Annotated in this window: 15 protein-coding genes and 1 tRNA gene; 6 read left to right on the forward strand and 10 right to left on the reverse strand. The window is 62.3% G+C overall.

The genetic code is table 11. From position 1 onward, the window contains the following. Window positions 1-117: 117 nt before the first annotated feature. Complete coding sequence (locus tag IWX85_RS04310) at window positions 118-507, forward strand: carboxymuconolactone decarboxylase family protein (RefSeq protein WP_036814050.1); 390 nt, start codon at window positions 118-120, stop codon at window positions 505-507. A 291-nt stretch (window positions 508-798) separates the two neighbouring features. Next, the gene (locus IWX85_RS04315; RefSeq protein WP_196868856.1) at window positions 799-1,158 is read left to right on the forward strand and encodes an HPF/RaiA family ribosome-associated protein; all 360 of its coding nucleotides are present in this window, start codon (window positions 799-801) and stop codon (window positions 1,156-1,158) included. A 48-nt stretch (window positions 1,159-1,206) separates the two neighbouring features. Here the strand turns inward: IWX85_RS04315 and IWX85_RS04320 are convergent, their stop codons facing one another. After that, window positions 1,207-1,764 (reverse strand): PAS and helix-turn-helix domain-containing protein, encoded by a 558-nt coding sequence (locus IWX85_RS04320; RefSeq protein WP_036811649.1) that lies wholly within the window; start codon window positions 1,762-1,764, stop codon window positions 1,207-1,209. 109 nt (window positions 1,765-1,873) lie between these two features. Between IWX85_RS04320 and IWX85_RS04325 the strand changes: the two genes are divergently transcribed. Together IWX85_RS04325 and IWX85_RS04330 are read left to right on the forward strand one after the other, a co-directional pair. Beyond that, complete coding sequence (locus IWX85_RS04325) at window positions 1,874-2,692, forward strand: CoA transferase subunit A (protein WP_196868857.1); 819 nt, start codon at window positions 1,874-1,876, stop codon at window positions 2,690-2,692. A 3-nt stretch (window positions 2,693-2,695) separates the two neighbouring features. Beyond that, the gene (locus tag IWX85_RS04330; protein ID WP_196868858.1) at window positions 2,696-3,334 is read left to right on the forward strand and encodes a CoA transferase subunit B; all 639 of its coding nucleotides are present in this window, start codon (window positions 2,696-2,698) and stop codon (window positions 3,332-3,334) included. 110 nt (window positions 3,335-3,444) lie between these two features. Here IWX85_RS04330 and IWX85_RS04335 read toward each other — a convergent pair whose 3' ends face one another. From IWX85_RS04335 to gabT, 9 genes are all read right to left on the reverse strand, one after another. Beyond that, the gene (locus IWX85_RS04335) at window positions 3,445-3,918 is read right to left on the reverse strand and encodes a hypothetical protein (RefSeq protein WP_196868859.1); all 474 of its coding nucleotides are present in this window, start codon (window positions 3,916-3,918) and stop codon (window positions 3,445-3,447) included. Between the two features lie 270 nt (window positions 3,919-4,188). Further along, window positions 4,189-4,262, reverse strand: a tRNA-Gly gene (locus IWX85_RS04340). Window positions 4,263-4,433: 171 nt separating this feature from the next. Beyond that, a complete protein-coding gene (locus tag IWX85_RS04345) occupies window positions 4,434-5,906 on the reverse strand; it encodes an NAD-dependent succinate-semialdehyde dehydrogenase (protein ID WP_304609499.1) in 1,473 nt (490 codons plus the stop codon). 108 nt (window positions 5,907-6,014) lie between these two features. Next, a complete protein-coding gene (gene speB, locus IWX85_RS04350) occupies window positions 6,015-6,959 on the reverse strand; it encodes an agmatinase (protein ID WP_196868860.1) in 945 nt (314 codons plus the stop codon). Between the two features lie 209 nt (window positions 6,960-7,168). Continuing rightward, window positions 7,169-7,996, reverse strand: a complete 828-nt coding sequence (locus IWX85_RS04355; protein WP_196868861.1) for an ABC transporter permease — start codon at window positions 7,994-7,996, stop codon at window positions 7,169-7,171. 7 nt (window positions 7,997-8,003) lie between these two features. Further along, on the reverse strand, window positions 8,004-9,278 hold the full coding sequence (locus IWX85_RS04360) for an ABC transporter permease (protein WP_370584208.1): 1,275 nt from the start codon (window positions 9,276-9,278) through the stop codon (window positions 8,004-8,006). A 36-nt stretch (window positions 9,279-9,314) separates the two neighbouring features. Continuing rightward, the gene (locus IWX85_RS04365; protein WP_196868862.1) at window positions 9,315-10,346 is read right to left on the reverse strand and encodes an ABC transporter substrate-binding protein; all 1,032 of its coding nucleotides are present in this window, start codon (window positions 10,344-10,346) and stop codon (window positions 9,315-9,317) included. Between the two features lie 77 nt (window positions 10,347-10,423). Then, window positions 10,424-11,500 (reverse strand): ABC transporter ATP-binding protein, encoded by a 1,077-nt coding sequence (locus tag IWX85_RS04370; RefSeq protein ID WP_196868863.1) that lies wholly within the window; start codon window positions 11,498-11,500, stop codon window positions 10,424-10,426. A gap of 122 nt (window positions 11,501-11,622) precedes the next feature. Beyond that, on the reverse strand, window positions 11,623-12,915 hold the full coding sequence (gene gabT / locus IWX85_RS04375) for a 4-aminobutyrate--2-oxoglutarate transaminase (protein ID WP_196868864.1): 1,293 nt from the start codon (window positions 12,913-12,915) through the stop codon (window positions 11,623-11,625). Window positions 12,916-13,098: 183 nt separating this feature from the next. Between gabT and IWX85_RS04380 the strand changes: the two genes are divergently transcribed. After that, on the forward strand, window positions 13,099-14,490 hold the full coding sequence (locus tag IWX85_RS04380; protein ID WP_196868865.1) for a PLP-dependent aminotransferase family protein: 1,392 nt from the start codon (window positions 13,099-13,101) through the stop codon (window positions 14,488-14,490). Between the two features lie 72 nt (window positions 14,491-14,562). Further along, window positions 14,563-17,187, forward strand: coding sequence for an alanine--tRNA ligase (gene alaS / locus IWX85_RS04385; protein ID WP_196868866.1), 2,625 nt, complete (start codon window positions 14,563-14,565; stop codon window positions 17,185-17,187). Window positions 17,188-17,198 lie beyond the last annotated feature (11 nt).

A 17,198-nucleotide genomic window follows, 5' to 3' on the forward strand; every position in this document is an offset into this window, starting at 1 on the left:
ACAATCGATCCTAGCGCAGCTTGCCTGGTTTTTGGTCGCCTTGACTGATAAGCCACATCCCGGGTGCGCAGCCGCAGCCGCTATGCTGGAGGCTTTTCATTGCAAGGAGCCTGCAGCATGAACCCAACCCTGGACAGCCCCTACAACAAAGGCCTGGCTATTCGCAAGCAGGTCATGGGCGAAGAGTTTGTCGCCAACGCCCTGGCCGGCGTGACCGACTTTACCCAGCCGATTCAAGAGCACATCACCGCCAAGGCCTGGGGCGATGTCTGGCAGCGGCCCGGCCTCGACCTCAAAACCCGTAGCCTGATCACCGTGGCAATGTTGACGGCGCTGGGCAAGCAGCATGAACTCAAGGGCCACCTGCGCGGGGCGCTGAATAATGGCGCCACACCGGCCGAATTGCAGGAAGTGCTGTTGCAAGCAGCGGTCTATTGCGGCGTGCCGACGGCGGTTGAAGCCTTTCGCACCGCCGCCGAAGTAGTGGATGGTCCGAGGAAAGACTGACCGCAGATTAAGCGCCCGCATCCTGCCGGAGCACCGGAGATTCATGTATTTTAGTGCCCCGGCGCAATAGCCATAAGCTTTTTTCGCTATTGATAAGATAGCAGATTTGTTGAGAAACCATCTGTCGATGGCGTTACCGCGTCTTAACATCGGGACGGGGCATGGGGACTACAGGGCCTCGCAGCGTACGGGGCCATAATGGTTTTTCCCTTCCGCCTTTTTGGCGGTGTCACCACGCAGCAGGGTCGTCTGGCCTGATGCTGCGCTTTCTCCAGAAAAGGAAACAAGCAGATGCAAATTCAGATCAACTCCAACAACAGCATTGAAACTGGCGAATCATTTGAACGCTGGGCCAACGCCGAATTGAGCGCATCCTTCAGCCGTTACAAGGACGAGATCACCCGCATCGAAGTGCACATGAGCGACGAGAACGGCGAAAAGGTCAGCCCTGACCACACGCGCTGCATGATGGAAGCCCGGCTGGCCAACCGCGAGCCTGTCGCGGTCAACCACCATGGCGCCAACCAGGACGAAGCGTTCCGGGGCGCCAGCGACAAGCTCAAGCGCGTGCTTGAACATACCCTGGGCAAACTGCGCGACCACCGCGCCCGCGAGTCGATCCGGCGCGAGCCCGACCTCGACAACGCCTGACCGCTTCAGGCCCCTGGCAGGCGACAAGCGCCTGCCAGCTCAGGCCATTCAATCCCCGGCCATCAGCCTTTGCACCAGGTCGGCCGTGGTTGATGCCTTGAATTTGCGCATCAGGCGCGCGCGGTATATTTCCACCGTGCGGTGGCTGATGATCAGGGCACGGCCGATCTCCTTGGAGGTCAGGCCGCGCATCAGGTGGGCTGCCACCTCGCGCTCGCGGGCCGTCAGTTCGGCCGTCACCGGACGGCTGGCGCTCAGGTCTTCGAACGTCCAGATACCGGATTCATGCGGTGCATTGCGGTTCAGCGCCCGGCCTGTGACGTGGCACCAAAAGGTTTCGCCCTTGGTTCGACCGTCGACGCGCTTCATGATGCGGTTGTCGGAATACATGCCGGTGGCATTCAGTATGGGAAGCATTCGAACGCCGATGCGCTCATATTCATCTGCGCTCGGGTAGAGGATGAGGAATGACTGGCCCACCAGTTGCTCGCGTGTGGCGCCGAACATTTCGCAGACATGCTGGTTGCAATCGAGAATCGAGCGGTTGCGGGACAATACAAGCCCGACCGGTGCCAGATCGAAAGCCAGTTGGTAATCCGTTGACATCAGGGCAAACCTTTAAGAGAAACTACGTAACGCAATAGGTAGTATCGTAATGGACTGGACAGGCGCATGAAAACGTCCTGAAGGCTGAACGAAACAAGGAGACATTTTTGTGAAGAAACTTTTTTCCTCTGCCGCACAAGCCCTACGAGGCATCGTCAAGGACGGACAATTGCTGGCTGTCGGCGGCTTTGGCCTGTGCGGAATTCCCGAAGCGCTGATCGACGCGCTGCGCGATACCGGCGTCAAGAACCTGACGGTGATCTCCAACAACGCCGGCGTGGATGGCTTCGGACTGGGCAAGCTGCTGGAGACGCGGCAGATCAAAAAAATGATCTCGTCTTACGTTGGCGAAAACAAGGAGTTCGAACGCCAGTACCTGGCCGGCGAACTGGAACTTGAATTCACCCCGCAGGGCACATTGGCTGAAAAGCTGCGCGCCGGAGGCGCTGGCATTCCAGCCTTCTTCACCAAGACCGGTGTTGGCACACTGGTGGCTGAAGGCAAGGAACTGCGCGAGTTCGACGGCGAAACCTATGTCATGGAACGCGCGCTGGTGCCTGACGTGGCACTGGTCAAGGCGCACCGGGCCGACAAGTCGGGAAACCTGCAGTTCCGCCTGACCGCCCGAAACTTCAACCCCGCCGTGGCCATGGCGGGCAAAGTCTGCATTGTCGAGGTGGAAGAGATCGTGGAAACCGGCGACATGGCACCTGACCAGGTGCACCTTCCGGGCATTTATGTGCACCGCATCGTGCACAACCCGAACCCTGAAAAGCGTATCGAAAAACGCACCGTGACCGAGGCGCCTGTCGATGCTGCTGCCGCCAAGGTCGAGGCACAGGCTGCCATTGCCCAGGCTGCAGTCATCACCGCCGACGAACCCGCCCCATCCATCATCAAGGCCGCCAGCGGCCAACAAGGAGCCTGAAGCATGCCGTGGACCCAAGATCAAATGGCAGCCCGCGCTGCCCAGGAACTCGAAGACGGTTTTTACGTCAACCTTGGCATCGGCATTCCGACGCTGGTCGCCAACTTCGTGCCGAGCGACAAGGAAGTCTGGCTGCAGTCGGAAAACGGCATGCTCGGCATCGGCCCGTTTCCCACTGAAGACCAGGTGGATGCCGACCTGATCAACGCCGGCAAGCAGACCGTGACCACATTGCCGGGCTCGTCGATTTTCGGCAGCCACGACAGCTTTGCGATGATTCGCGGCGGCAAGATCAACCTGTCCATCCTGGGCGCGATGCAGGTCAGCGAACAGGGCGACCTGGCCAACTGGATGATTCCGGGCAAGATGGTCAAGGGCATGGGCGGCGCAATGGACCTGGTCGCTGGCGTCAAGCGCGTGATCGTGCTGATGGAGCATGTCGCGAAGAAGAAGGACGGCTCCATCGACCTGAAGATCCTGCCGAAATGCACATTGCCCCTGACTGGCGTCGGCGTAGTGGACCGCATCATCACCGACCTGGCGGTGATGGACGTGACGCCACTGGGCCTGAAGGTGGTTGAGCTGGCACCTGGTGTTACCCAGGAAGCGTTGCAAGCCAAGACCGGCGTCGCGCTGATCTGAAGCTTTTTTCTTGTACAAGAAAAAAGGTCCTGAAGGGCCTTTTTTCGGTACGTTCACCGCCATCGGTCAAACCCGGGCCTTTGGTCACTACGCCGGATTCGATGCGGTCATCAACTGTTTTTTGGCCTGACCGCCAGCGCCACAATCGTCACACCCAGAGCAACAATCAGCGCGTCCTCGATCAATCCGCTGCGAGTCTGGCCCATGCGCGCCATTGCTCGCTCACGACCGGCCAATGTCAGGTAGGCCAGAGGTACGGCGGTTGCAATCGCAGTCACAGCGCCGGCCTGCTCGCGACCAAGGGGAGCCAATGCAGCGCCTGCAATGCCTGCGCTGCTTACCCTGGCGAGCAAGCCCAGAAAAACAGTGCGGTCAGGCGCTGTCTTCATCTTGTCTCCGAACAATTCGCCAACCCCCATGGCCAATGCGCCATAGGTGAACACAGGATGGTCCAGCAGTACGAGTTTTCCCGGCGTGCGATGGCCCAGAAGTCTTGCCGCCGCAATGCTTGCCATGGGCGTCATGGAGCGTGCACTGGCAACGGCGCCGATCAGAGCGGAGAAAAGCAATCCGCGATATTTCATGTTTTTCCCCCGTAGGTAATGCCGACAGGGGCATCGTCCATGGTTCTGCTTCTTGCAAACAGGGCAAAACACCCGATCATCTGTAGGAAGCGGGCGGAGGCTGGCTGGTACTGATACTGATGGCCAAAGTTGATACTCGCTAACCTGCCAACATGAACTGGTTGGTATGGCATGGTGGAGACTGAAACGACATAAGGCAGGAAAAAAACCCGCTGTAGCTATGAACTAAGCGGGTTTTGAAGCGGCTTGATGCCGGGTGAAACGGTGATTTGGAGCGGGTGAAGGGAATCGAACCCTCGTATGAAGCTTGGGAAGCTGCCGTTCTGCCATTGAACTACACCCGCGATAGCCCGGATTATAGGAGCAAGACGCCAACGTCCGCCCAAGCCTTGTTTTGTAAAGAAAATAGGGCTTTTGCGCAGGCTGATATTGCTTAATCAGCTATTAAATAAGTAGCGCCATGGTGCTTGGAATTGCCTCGGCGGACCGCAGCGCTTGCAACTACAGCCTGCTTTTTACCTGTGCATGTCGCCCATGCACAGGTATTTCATCTCCAGGTACTCTTCCATGCCGTGGCTGGAGCCTTCGCGGCCCAGGCCGGACTGCTTGACGCCGCCAAAGGGCACGTGTTCAGTGGCAATCACGCCGGCGTTGATGCCGACCATGCCGTATTCCAGCGCTTCGGCCACGCGGTAGATGCGGCCGATGTCGCGGCTGTAGAAATAGCTGGCCAGGCCGAATTCGGTGTTGTTGGCCGCGTCAATTGCCTCCTGCTCGTGCACGAAACGGAACACCGGCGCAAACGGGCCGAAGGTTTCTTCTCTGGCACACAGCATGTCGGCTGTTGCTTCCGAGATGACCGTTGGCTCGAAAAACTGGCCTTCGAGCTTGTGGCCGCCGACCAGCAGCTTGCCGCCCTTGGCCAGTGCGTCCTGCACGTGGCGCTGGACTTTTTCAATTGCCGCGTCCTCGATCAGCGGGCCCTGGCCCACACCGTCCTCGAAGCCGTTGCCGACCTTCAGCAATCTGACCTTGTCGGCAAACTTGTGCACGAACTGCTCGTACACACCTTCCTGTACATAGATGCGGTTGGCGCACACGCAGGTCTGGCCGGCATTGCGGTATTTGCTGGCCATGGCGCCTTCGACGGCCGAGTCGATGTCGGCATCGTCGAACACGATGAAAGGCGCATTGCCGCCGAGCTCTAACGCCAGCTTCTTGATCGACGGCGCGCTTTGCGCCATCAGGATGCGGCCGACTTCGGTCGAGCCCGTGAAGCTGATGTGGCGCACCACGTCGCTGGCGCAGAACACCTTGCCGACCGCCGCGCTTTCGTCGGTCGTGAGGATGTTGAGCACGCCTGACGGAATGCCGGCGCGCACGGCGAGCTCGGCCGCCGCCAGTGCCGTCAGCGGCGTGAGTTCGGCCGGCTTGATGACGACCGTGCAGCCTGCGGCCAGTGCGGGCGCGACCTTGCGGGTGATCATGGCCAGCGGGAAATTCCACGGCGTGATCGCCACGCACACGCCGATAGGCTGCTTGAGCACCATCAGGCGGCGGTTGTTGTCGAATTGCGGCAAGGTTTCGCCGTTGACGCGTTTGGCTTCCTCGGCAAACCATTCAACAAAGCTTGCGCCGTAGGCCACTTCGCCCTTGGCTTCGGCAAACGGCTTGCCCTGTTCGGCCGTCATGATGCGGGCCAGGTCTTCCTGGTTGGCCATCAGCAGCTGGTACCACTTCATCAGGATGGCGTGGCGCTCCTTGCCGGTCTTGCTGCGCCAGGCGGGCCAGGCGGCATTGGCGGCGGCAATCGCTGCTTCGGCATCGGCCGGGCCCAGGTTGGCTACGTCCGCCAGCTTCTGGCCATTGGACGGGTCGTACACATCGAACCGCGAAGTGCCGGCCAGCCACTGGCCATTGACCAGTGAATCGGTCTTGAGCAGGCTCGGGTCGTTGAGCAGCGAAAGGGGAGAGGTTTTCATGTCCATGGATGTTCTTTCTGAAGGGCTGGCCGCTGCGGTAAACACTGGCGGCCGGAGAGTAGAAATCAGCCGGCAAGGATACAGCGCGAAGCTGCTTCGCTTGGCGAAAGGGTGTTACCGGTAGTGAACGCCGGGCAGCACGCACAGCATTTCATACAGCAGGTTGGCGCCCAGCAACGCGGTGTTGCCGGACGTGTCGTAGGGCGGCGACACCTCGACCAGGTCGGTGCCGACGAGCCTCAAACCCCGGCAGCCACGAATGATCTCCAGCGCCTGCGGCACCGTGAGGCCGCCGATTTCGGGCGTACCGGTGCCGCCGGCAAAAGACGGGTCGATGCCGTCGATGTCAAAACTCAGGTAGCACGGCGCCTGACCGATGGCTTCGCGCACCCGGGCCATCAAGGGCGCGAGCGACTGGTACCAGACCTCGTGCGCCGGCACCACGGTGAAGCCTTGCTGGCGCGGCCAGTCGAAGTCATCCATGCCATAGCCGGTGCCGCGCAGGCCGATCTGCCAGACCTTGCTGCCTTGCAGCAGGCCTTCTTCCACGGCGCGGCGAAACGGCGTGCCGTGCGCGATGCGCTCGCCGAACATGTCGTCGTTCACATCGGCATGGGCATCGACATGCACCAGCGCCACCGGCCCGTGCCGGCGGGCCAGGGCGCGCAGGATGGGCAGCACGATGGTGTGGTCGCCGCCCAGCGTCAGCGGAATGCAGCCGGTGTCGATGATGGGCCGGTAGTGCGCCTCGATGATCTCGACTGATTTTTGCAGGTTGTAGGTGTTGATCGCCACGTCGCCCAGGTCGGCCACCTGCAGCGCATCGAAAGGCGCGGCGCCGGTGGCCATGTTGTAGGGGCGGATCAGGCTCGACTCGGCGCGGATCTGCCGCGGGCCGAAACGTGCGCCGGGTCGGTGGCTGGTGCCAATGTCCAGCGGCACGCCGATGAAGCCGGCATTCAGACCGGCCGCTTCGCTACACATTGGCAGGCGCATCATGCTGGCCCAGCCGCCGAAACGCGGCATGGCATTGCCGCTCAAGGGTTGGTTAAAGGTCATCTTCGGGGTTCTCCGTGGCGTGAAAGGGCGTTGGACATACAGCGCTTGGGATTCAGGGGATGACGCCAAACATCGCTTGGACTTGCCATCACGGGATTCATGAGCGTTGGCGGTGTTTGCTACTTAATTCATAGCTCTCTGCGCAGGCTGCACCTGCGCAAATGGCCTGTTTAATGTTGAAATCATGTTTTTTTTGTGGCAGGCTGGCTTCACTTCTTGACGCGTCCGCGCAGCCATTCGAGTGTCATCATCAGGCAGGCGGTGAACAGGATCAGCAGGGTGGCCACGGCGGCAATCGTGGGCGAGATGTTCTCGCGGATGCCTGTGAACATCTGGCGCGGCAGCGTCGTCTGGCTTGGTCCGGCCAGGAACAGCGTGACCACCACTTCGTCAAACGAGACGGCAAAGGCAAACAGCGCACCCGAGATCACGCCGGGCGCAATCACTGGCAAGGTGATGCGAAAGAAGGTCTGCAGCGGGCCGGCGCCCAGGCTCAGGCTGGCCTTGACCAGGTTCTGGTTGAAGCCCTGCAGCGTCGCCATCACGGTGGTGACGACAAACGGTGCGCCAAGGGCGGCATGCACCAGCACCAGGCCAGTGTAGGAGTCGGACAGGCCGATCTGTGCAAAAAACAGGTAGGTGCTGACGCCCACCACCACGATGGGAACGACCATGGGCGAGATCAGCAGGGCGGTCAGCAGCCCCTTGCCGGCAAACTGCACCCGCGCCAGGCCGACGGCGGCCATTGTGCCGAGGGCTGTGGCCAGCAAGGTGGCCAGCGGTGCCACGATGAAGCTGTTGCGTGTGGCCCGCGCCCAGTCGCTTGACGCAAACAGTTCGTGGTACCAGCGCAGTGACCAGCCCGGAATCGGGTACGACAGGAAGGACGAGTTGCTGAACGACAGGGGAATGATGACGATGATCGGCAGCAGCAAAAACAGCAGCACCGCGCCGCACAGCACGCGCAGGCCATACCAGCCGAGCTTGTCCAGCGGCGTGTAGTAGGCGGGGAAAACAGGAACAGCAGAAAGTTTCATCGTGTGTTCAGCCCAGGCTCAGTTCGGCTTTGGCAAAGCGGCGGTACACCGCATACAGGATCAGGGTGGTGGCCAGCAGAACCGAACCCAGCGCGCAGGCCATGCCCCAATTCACATCCACATTGGTGTACTGGGCGACGTAGTAGCTCAGCATCTGGTCAGCCGGGCCACCCAGCAGGGCCGGCGTGACGTAGTAGCCAATCGAGGTGATGAACACCAGCAGGCCGCCGGCGGCCACGCCCGGATAGGTTTGCGGCACGTACACCCGGAAAAAAGCGGCCAGCGGCGTGCTGCCCAGCGACACGGCGGCACGCACATAGTTGCCGGGCACTGACTTCATCACGCTGTAAAGCGGCAGGATCATGAAGGGCAGCAGGATGTGCACCATGGCAATGATGACGCCCAGCCGGTTGAACAGCAGCGGCACCGGCTCCCCGGTCAGGCCGGTGAACATCAAAAAGCGGTTGACCAGCCCGTTGGTCTGCAGCAGCACGATCCAGGCGGCGATGCGCACCAGCACCGAGGTCCAGAAGGGCAGCAGCACCAGGATCATCATCAGGTTGGCGCGGCGCTCGTTCAGCGTGGCCAGCCAGTAGGCCAGCGGATAGCCCAGCAAAATGCAGATCAGCGTGACCACCGCGCTGATGGAAAAGGTGCGCAGCAAGATGTCGCTGAAGGCGGCTTCCTCGGCACCGACGCGTACGACGTGGCCTTGCGCATCGCGTTTCAGGTCGACCGAGGCCAGCAGGTAGTCGGGGGTCCAGCGTGAGCTGTTCTTGGCAATCGCCCACCAGTAGGGCAGCTCGGCCCAACGCGGGTCATGGGCCAGCAGTTTGTCTTTCGCCTCGGCCGGGCTCAAGCCAGTGCCGAGCGGCAGTGCGCGGTAGGTGCCCATGATGAGCGAGCGGGCGCCGCTGACTTCGCTGTTCAGGCGTCGGGCCAGTACACCGGCCTGCGCGGTTTCGGGAATCGCCCCCAGGTCGGCCAGCAATGCGGCATAGGCGGCATCGGGTGGCGCGGCCTTGCGGTCCCAGCCGGCCAGTGCATCGCCGGTGCGGCTCAGGGTACCGGCGACTTCCGGATTTTCAACCGCCCTGACCAGCAGGGCGCCGAGCGGCACCAGAAAGGTGACCGCCAGGAAAATCAGCAGCGGAAGGGTCAAGGCAATGGCACGCAGCCGCTTGCGGCGCTCCACCCGGCGCAGCTGGGCAGCCAGCGCCGGTCCGGTGGTATCGGCTGCCAATGGCATCAGGGGAAGGGAAGCCGAAGCCAGTGCGTTCATTGCGGAGTCCTTGATCCGTTATCCGTTATCCGGCGCTTACTGCGCAGACCACGCGGCAAAACGCTTTTCAAGCGCCTCGCCCTGGTCGGCCCAGAACGAGATGTTGAACTGCAGCGCGTCCTTGCTGTTGGCCGGCGACGTGGGCAGCAGCGCCAGCACCTTGGGGTCGAGCTTGGCCAAGGCCTTGTTGTTGGTCGGGCCGTAAGAGATGTTGCGCGCGTATTCGGCCTGCGCATCGGGGCTGGACGCCATGCTGATGAATTTCAGCGCCAGGTCCTTGTTCGCGCCACCCTTGGGCATGACCCAGTAGTCCAGGTCGTAGATGCCGCCGGTCCAGGCGATCTGCAGGTTCTTGCCTTCGCGCTGCGCAGCATCGATGCGGCCGTTGTAGGCGGTGGTCAGGGCCACGTCGCCGGCGACCAGGAACTGCGGCGGCTGCGCGCCGGCTTCCCAGAACTGGATGCTGGGCTTGAGTTCGGTCATCTTCTTGAAGGCGCGGTCGGCGCCGTCCTTGGTGGCCAGCACCTTGTACACGTCGGCGGTCTTCACGCCATCGGCCATCAGCGCAAATTCCAGGTTGTAGCGGGCGCCCTTGCGCATGCCGCGCTTGCCAGGGAATTTCTGGGTGTTCCAGAAGTCGGCCCAGGTGACCGGCGCGGTCTTGAGCTTGTCGGCGTTGTAGGCCATGACGGTAGACCAGATGAAGGTGCCGACGCCGCATTCATGCACGGCAGCAGGCTGGAAGTCGGCCTTGTTGCCGACCTTGGACCAGTCGATCTTTTCGAACAGGCCTTCGTCGCAGCCACGGTTCACGTCGGGGCTTTCGACCTCGACCACATCCCAGGTGATTTTCTTGGCTTCGACCATGGCCTTGATCTTGGCCTGCTCGCCGTTGTATTCGACCTGCTGGATCTTGCCGGCGCCCGATTTCTCGAAGGCCTCGAAATAGGCCTTCTTCTGGGCGGCACCGTTGGCGCCGCCGAAATTGACCACGGTCAGCTGGCTTTGGGCCAGCGCCGGCAGGCAGATACCGGCAGCAAGAGCAATCATCAGGGGCTTGAGCTTCATGGGAAAGTCCTTTTATAGGAGGTTAGGGAAACGAGACGAAACGGGGGGCAGTTACACGGTGACTTGAAGAGCGGCTGTCAGCGGTACATGCGCAGGTGTTCGACCGGCGCATGCACATGGATGGTCTGGCCAGGCTCGGGCAACTGGTGGTGGCCCAGCGGCATCTTGAGGGTCGCGTCCGGCTGGCCGGGCAGCGCGCAGCGCAGGCGCAGGTGGTCGCCGAAATAGATCACGTCGATCACTTTGCTCTGGAAGGTATTGGAGCCAGCGGCTTCGGCAATCTTCAGGCGCTCGGGACGGGTGCCGCACTCTACCTTGTCGCCAACGCCGGATGCATTGACATTCAGGCCGCGCAGCACAATGCCGCAGGGCAGGCGAACTTCGCAGTGCGCACCGTCCAGCCGGGTCACTTCGGCCTGCAGCACCGTGCTGTCGCCGACAAAGCCGGCCACAAAGCGGTTGCTGGGCGTTTCATACAGATTGCCCACCACGTCGATTTGCTGGATCGCGCCGTCGTTGAACACCGCGACCCGGTCAGACATGGTCAGTGCCTCGGTCTGGTCGTGGGTGACATACACAAACGTCACGCCCAGGCGGCGGTGCAGCGCCTTGAGTTCGATCTGCATGTGCTCGCGCAGCTGCTTGTCAAGCGCGCCCAGCGGCTCGTCCATCAGCACCAGCTGCGGATCGAACACCAGCGCCCGCGCCAGGGCCACGCGCTGCTGCTGGCCGCCCGAGAGCTGGCCCGGGTAGCGTGCGCCCATGCGGCCAAGCTGCACCATGTCCAGCGCCTGCAGCACCTTGGCTTCGCGCTCCGCCTTGGGCAGCTTGCGCACCGTCAGCGGATAGGCGATGTTTTCGGCCAGCGTCATGTGCGGAAACAAGGCGTAATTCTGGAACACCATGCCGAAATTGCGCTTGTGCGGTGGCGTCCGGGTGATGGGCACGCCGTTCAGGCTGATCTCCCCCGCCGTGGGCGATTCGAAGCCCGCCAGCATCATCAGGGTGGTGGTCTTACCCGAACCCGAGGGGCCGAGCAGCGACAAAAATTCGCCTTGCCGGATGTCCAGGTTCAGGTCGCGAACCACGAGGTTGATGCCGTCGTAGGTCTTCTGGACGCCGGTGAAACTGACCAGTGTGGGGTTGCTTGTCATTCGTATAAGGTCTGATTCTGGAGGGCTAAGGGCGCTCGCCGTGCCGAAACCGTGCGTGCAACATGCATGCCTGAACGACTGGCGACGTCTGTCGAACGGCATGCCTTTGCATCATGGACCGATCAGGCGACGGCGTCAAAGCAGGCGGCCATGAGCCCCAGGCCTTCGTCGAGCAACGCGTCGCTGGCGGTCAGCGGCACCAGGATGCGGATGACGTTGCCGTAGGTGCCGCAGGTCAGCAAAATCAGGCCGCGCGCCGTGGCCTCGGCGGTGATGCGCTTGGCCAGGTCAGCGTCGGGCTGCTTCACATCGCCGTTCTTGAACAGCTCGATGGCCACCATGGCACCCATGCCGCGCACGTCGCCAATGCAGGCGTGGTGGGCGGCCATGGCCTTGAGGGCTGCGGTCAAACGCTCGCCAACATCGCGGCTGCGCTGTAGCAGGTTTTCCTGGTCGAACACGTCCAGCACGGCCAGCGCGGCTGCGCAGGCAATCGGGCTGCCGGCGTAGGTGCCACCCAGGCCGCCGGGCGCGGCCGCGTCCATCACTTCGGCGCGGCCGACCACGGCTGCAATCGGGAAGCCGCCAGCCATGGACTTGGCCATGGTGATCAGGTCGGGCGCCACGCCGCTTTGCTCCACGGCAAACCAGGTGCCGGTGCGTCCGGCGCCGGTTTGCACCTCGTCGCAGATCATCAAAATGCCGTGCAGGTCGCACAAGGCGCGCAGGCGCTGCAGCATTTCGGGCGGCGCCACGGTGAAGCCGCCTTCGCCCTGGACGGGCTCGATGATGATGGCGGCCACGCGCTTGGCCTCGATGTCGTTCTTGAAAATCGCTTCGACCGATGCGATGGAGTCATCGACCGTCACGCCGTGCAGCGCGTTCGGGAAGGTGGCGTGAAAGACTTCGGCTGGAAAGGGACCGAAGCCGGTCTTGTACGGCACCACCTTGCCGGTCATGGCCAGCGTCAGCAGGGTGCGGCCATGGTAGCCGCCAGAAAAGCAGATGACGCCCGAGCGGCCGGTGGCGGCGCGGGCGATCTTGATGGCGTTCTCGACCGCTTCGGAGCCGGTGGTCAGGAACAGCGTTTTCTTGGCGAAGTCGCCCGGCGCCTTGGCGTTGATGCGCTCGGCCAGCTCGACGTAGGGCTCGTAGGGCAGCACCTGAAAGCAGGTGTGGGTGTACTTGTCCAACTGGTCCTTCACCGCCTGGATGACGGCCGGGTGGCGGTGCCCGGTGTTCAGCACGGCAATGCCGCCGGCAAAGTCGACGAAGCGCCGGCCTTCAACGTCCCAGATTTCCGCGTTCTCGCCGCGTGCAATGAAGATCTGGTGGCTATGGCCCACGCCGCGCGGAATGGCGGCCTCGCGGCGGGCAAACAGGGCGGCATTGGTCAAATGGGGTTCACGGTGCATGGGACGTCCTTTTTGAGGGGGAAGGTGGGGGGCTCGCCATTGGTCTGCCGAGCGTATGCCTGTACTTTAGGGACCGCTGGCCGGCGTTACCATATACAGATAACCCACGCTGCGTGGTGCACTGTGCTGCCAGCACACCCTGTACATACAAACCCTTTGCCCCTTGTTGGGGCCTGCCTTTTCATGTTCGTACTTGATCCTCAGTCAACTGTCGCGCTGGTCACCCAGATCGTCGGGGGATTTCGCCAGATGGTCGATGATGGTGCATTGCGCGCTGGCGCCAAGCTGCCGTCCATCCGCCAGTTCGCCCATGCCCACGGCGTGAGCGTCTATACCGTGGTCGATGCCTACGACCGGCTGGTGGCGCTCGGCTATTTCCAGTCGCAGGCCAATTCAGGTTTCTTCGTTCGCAGCCGCGTCAGCCCGGCAGCACTGCCCCTGGGCGCCTCCAGCCAGTACAGCTTTGACTCGATGTGGTACCTGCGGCGCATTTTTGAAAACCGCGCATTGCGCAGCAAGCCCGGCTGCGGATGGCTGCCCGGCGACTGGCTGTTCACCGAAGGCATGCGCCGCAGCCTGCGCAACCTGGGGGCTGAGGAGGGCGATCTGGGCGGCTATGGCGAGCCCAAGGGCTACCTGCCGCTGCGCCAGGTGGTGCGCGACCTGCTGGCCAGCCGCGAGGTTGTGGTGAATGCTGAGCAGGTGCTGCTGACCCAGGGTTCCAGCCAGGGCCTGGACCTGGCCGCGCGCCAGCTGGTGCGGCCGGGCGACGCGGTGCTGGTCGATGAGCCGGGCTATGCCAACTTGCTGTTCTCGCTGCGCTTCCTGGGCGCCAAGCTGGTGGGCGCGCCGCGCACCCCGGCAGGCTACGACCTGGAGACGCTGGAAGCGCGCATCATCCAGCACCGGCCCAAGGTGTTTTTCACCCAGCCGCGCCTGCAAAGCCCGACCGGCTCCACCGCCGTGCTGTCGCACCTGCACCGGGTGCTGCAGCTGGCTGAAAAATACGACTTTATGGTGGTGGAAAACGACATCTATGCTGACCTTGACCCCGAGTCGCGCCCGTCGCTGGCTAGCCTGGACCAATTGAAGCGGGTGATCTACATCAGCAGCTTTTCCAAGACCATTTCACCCAATATCCGAGCTGGCTACCTTGCGGCCGCTCCTGAGCTGCTGGAAGACCTGGCGCGGCTGAAGATGATCTCGGGCCTGACCTCGTCCGAGTTCACCGAGCGCCTGGCCTATGGCGCGCTGGTGGACGGCCGCTGGCGCAAGCACCTCAAGACACTGCGCGACCGGCTGGCGCTGGGCCAGCGGCGGCTGGCCAGCCTGCTGCTGGCAGTTGGCTTTGAGCTGTTTTGCGAACCCAAGGCCGGCATGTTCCTATGGGCGCGCCACCCGGCCATCCAGAACGCCGGCGAACTGGCCTACAAGGCGGCCGAGCAGGACATCCTGCTGGGGCCGGGCCACCTGTTTTCAGTCGATCTGGAGCCCAGCCCGTGGCTGCGTTTCAATGTCGCCTGGTCCGACGACGATGCCTTGCTGCGTTTCCTCGTGACCCTCAAAGCCGCCTAAAATCAGCCGCTTGCCTGCATTTGCAGCGGCCCGATTCTGTTTTATGCCATTTCCTGAGAGTTTTACCCACCCATGAGCACACCCGACTTCACCGTTGCCGACATCCGCAAGACCTTCCTCGACTTTTTCGCCTCCAAGGGCCACACCGTGGTGCCCTCCAGTTCGCTGGTGCCGGGCAACGACCCGACGCTGATGTTCGTCAACTCCGGCATGGTCCAGTTCAAGGACGTGTTCCTTGGCACCGACAAGCGCCCCTATGTGCGCGCCACCTCGGTACAGGCTTGCCTGCGCGCTGGCGGCAAGCACAATGACCTGGAAAACGTCGGCTACACCGCGCGCCACCACACCTTCTTTGAAATGCTCGGCAACTGGAGCTTTGGCGACTACTTCAAGCGCGAATCGTTGAAATGGGCGTGGGAGTTGCTCACCGAGGTCTACAAGCTGCCCGCCGACCGCCTGCTGGCCACAGTTTATGAAGAGGATGACGAGGCCTACGACATCTGGACAAAGGAAATCGGCTTGCCGCCCGAGCGTGTGATCCGCATCGGCGACAACAAGGGCGGGCGCTACAAGTCCGACAACTTCTGGATGATGGCCGACACCGGCCCGTGCGGTCCGTGCTCCGAAATCTTCTATGACCACGGCGACCACATTCCCGGCGGCCCGCCCGGCAGCCCGGATGAAGACGGCGACCGTTTCATCGAGATCTGGAACAACGTGTTCATGCAGTTCAACATGGCCGAAGACGGCTCGGTCACGCCGCTGCCCGCACCGTGCGTCGACACCGGCATGGGGCTGGAGCGCCTGGCCGCCATCTTGCAGCACGTCCACAGCAACTACGAAATCGACATTTTTGATGCGCTGGTCAAGGCCGCTTCGCGCGAAACCGGCGAAAAAGACCTGGGCCACAAGAGCCTGCGCGTGATTGCCGACCACATCCGTGCCACGTCTTTCCTGGTCAGCGACGGCGTGAACCCGTCAAACGAGGGACGCGGCTACGTGCAGCGCCGCATCATCCGCCGCGCGATTCGCCACGGCTATTTGCTAGGCAAGAAAACACCGTTTTTCCACAAGCTGGTGGCCGACCTGGTACGGTTGATGGGCGACGCTTATCCCAAGCTTCGCGAACAAGAGGCGAGCATCACCGCCATACTGAAAGCGGAAGAAGAGCGTTTCTTCGAGACGCTGGAAACCGGCATGCAGATTCTGGATGCCGCGCTGGCCGATGGCGTTCAGGTGCTGCCGGGCGAAGTGGCTTTCAAGCTGCACGACACCTACGGCTTTCCGCTCGATCTGTCAGCTGACGTTTGCCGCGAGCGCGGCCTGAGCGTGGACGAAGCCGGTTTTGCCGTGGCCATGAACCAGCAAAAAGCCCAGGCCAGAGCCGCCGGCAAGTTCAAGATGGACCGCGCGCTCGATTACACAGGCAGCAGCAACCTCTTTACCGGCTACGGACAACTGGAAGAAAATTCAAAAATCATAGCAATTTATGTAGACGGGATCAGCGCATCAGCCCTGAAATGTGGTCAAAGCGGTGTGGTGGTGCTGGACTCGACACCGTTCTACGCTGAAAGCGGCGGCCAGGCGGGCGACGAGGGCGAACTCATCAGCGGTTCAGCCCGTTTTTCCGTCAGCGACACGCTCAGGATCAAGGCCGACGTGTTCGGTCACCACGGCACGCTGGAAGAAGGCACGCTCAATGTGGGCGACTCTGTGAATGCGCAGGTCAACAAGGCTGTACGCGCCGCCACCGTGCGCAACCACAGCGCCACACACCTGATGCACAAGGCGCTGCGCGAAGTGCTGGGCACGCATGTGCAGCAAAAGGGCAGCCTGGTGAATGCCGAGCGCACCCGTTTTGACTTTGCGCACAACGCACCCATGACCGATGCGCAGGTTCGCGAGGTCGAAGTTCTGGTGAATGCCGAAATCCTGGCCAACATCGCCACCGACGCCAGCGAAATGGACATGGAGTCGGCCCAGCAATCCGGCGCCATGATGCTGTTTGGCGAAAAATACGGCGAAACCGTGCGTGTGCTGAGCATCGGTTCGAGCAAGGAACTGTGCGGCGGCACCCACGTGGGGCGCACCGGCGATATTGGCCTGTTCAAGATCGTCGCCGAAAGCGGCGTGGCCTCAGGCGTGCGCCGTGTCGAGGCGGTTACGGGCCAGAATGCGCTGGCTTACCTGCAGTCGCTTGAATCCGCCGTGCAGTCGGCCGCCGGCAGCCTCAAGGCCAGCCCGTCCGAGTTGCAGAACCGGATTGGCCAGGTGCTCGACCAGGTCAGGTCGCTTGAAAAGGAAGTTGCCGCGCTCAAAGGCAAGCTCGCTTCGTCGCAGGGCGACGAGCTGATGCTGCAGGCCATCGATGTGAACGGCCTCAAGGTGCTGGCCGCCCGGCTCGAAGGGGCGGATGCCAAGACCCTGCGCGACACCATGGACAAGCTGAAAGACAAGCTGAAGGCAGCCGTCATTGTGCTGGCGTCGGTGGACGGCAGCAAGGTGCAGATCGCGGCGGGCGTGACCAGCAACGCTACGTCCAAGGTCAAGGCCGGCGAACTGGTCAACTTTGTAGCACAGCAGGTCGGCGGCAAGGGCGGCGGCAAGGCCGACATGGCCATGGCCGGCGGTACTGACCCGTCAGGCCTGGCGGCGGCACTCAAGTCCGTGCACGCATGGGTTGCCGAGCGCATCTGAAAAGAAAACTG

It is taken from the genome of Polaromonas sp. CG_9.11 (assembly GCF_015752225.1).
Classification (GTDB): Bacteria; Pseudomonadota; Gammaproteobacteria; order Burkholderiales; family Burkholderiaceae_C; genus Polaromonas.

Bases quoted from the DNA above. Each gene is read 5' to 3' on its own strand.
- IWX85_RS04330 (WP_196868858.1), top strand. From the start codon at position 2,696: ATGCCGTGGACCCAAGATCAAATGGCAGCCCGCGCTGCCCAGGAACTC.
- IWX85_RS04315 (WP_196868856.1), top strand. From the start codon at position 799: ATGCAAATTCAGATCAACTCCAACAACAGCATTGAAACTGGCGAATCA.
- IWX85_RS04380 (WP_196868865.1), top strand. From the start codon at position 13,099: ATGTTCGTACTTGATCCTCAGTCAACTGTCGCGCTGGTCACCCAGATC.
- speB (WP_196868860.1), bottom strand. From the start codon at position 6,959: ATGACCTTTAACCAACCCTTGAGCGGCAATGCCATGCCGCGTTTCGGC.
- IWX85_RS04335 (WP_196868859.1), bottom strand. From the start codon at position 3,918: ATGAAATATCGCGGATTGCTTTTCTCCGCTCTGATCGGCGCCGTTGCC.
- IWX85_RS04345 (WP_304609499.1), bottom strand. From the start codon at position 5,906: ATGGACATGAAAACCTCTCCCCTTTCGCTGCTCAACGACCCGAGCCTG.
- IWX85_RS04310 (WP_036814050.1), top strand. From the start codon at position 118: ATGAACCCAACCCTGGACAGCCCCTACAACAAAGGCCTGGCTATTCGC.
- IWX85_RS04360 (WP_370584208.1), bottom strand. From the start codon at position 9,278: ATGAACGCACTGGCTTCGGCTTCCCTTCCCCTGATGCCATTGGCAGCC.
- alaS (WP_196868866.1), top strand. From the start codon at position 14,563: ATGAGCACACCCGACTTCACCGTTGCCGACATCCGCAAGACCTTCCTC.
- IWX85_RS04320 (WP_036811649.1), bottom strand. From the start codon at position 1,764: ATGTCAACGGATTACCAACTGGCTTTCGATCTGGCACCGGTCGGGCTT.
- IWX85_RS04370 (WP_196868863.1), bottom strand. From the start codon at position 11,500: ATGACAAGCAACCCCACACTGGTCAGTTTCACCGGCGTCCAGAAGACC.
- gabT (WP_196868864.1), bottom strand. From the start codon at position 12,915: ATGCACCGTGAACCCCATTTGACCAATGCCGCCCTGTTTGCCCGCCGC.
- IWX85_RS04355 (WP_196868861.1), bottom strand. From the start codon at position 7,996: ATGAAACTTTCTGCTGTTCCTGTTTTCCCCGCCTACTACACGCCGCTG.
- IWX85_RS04365 (WP_196868862.1), bottom strand. From the start codon at position 10,346: ATGAAGCTCAAGCCCCTGATGATTGCTCTTGCTGCCGGTATCTGCCTG.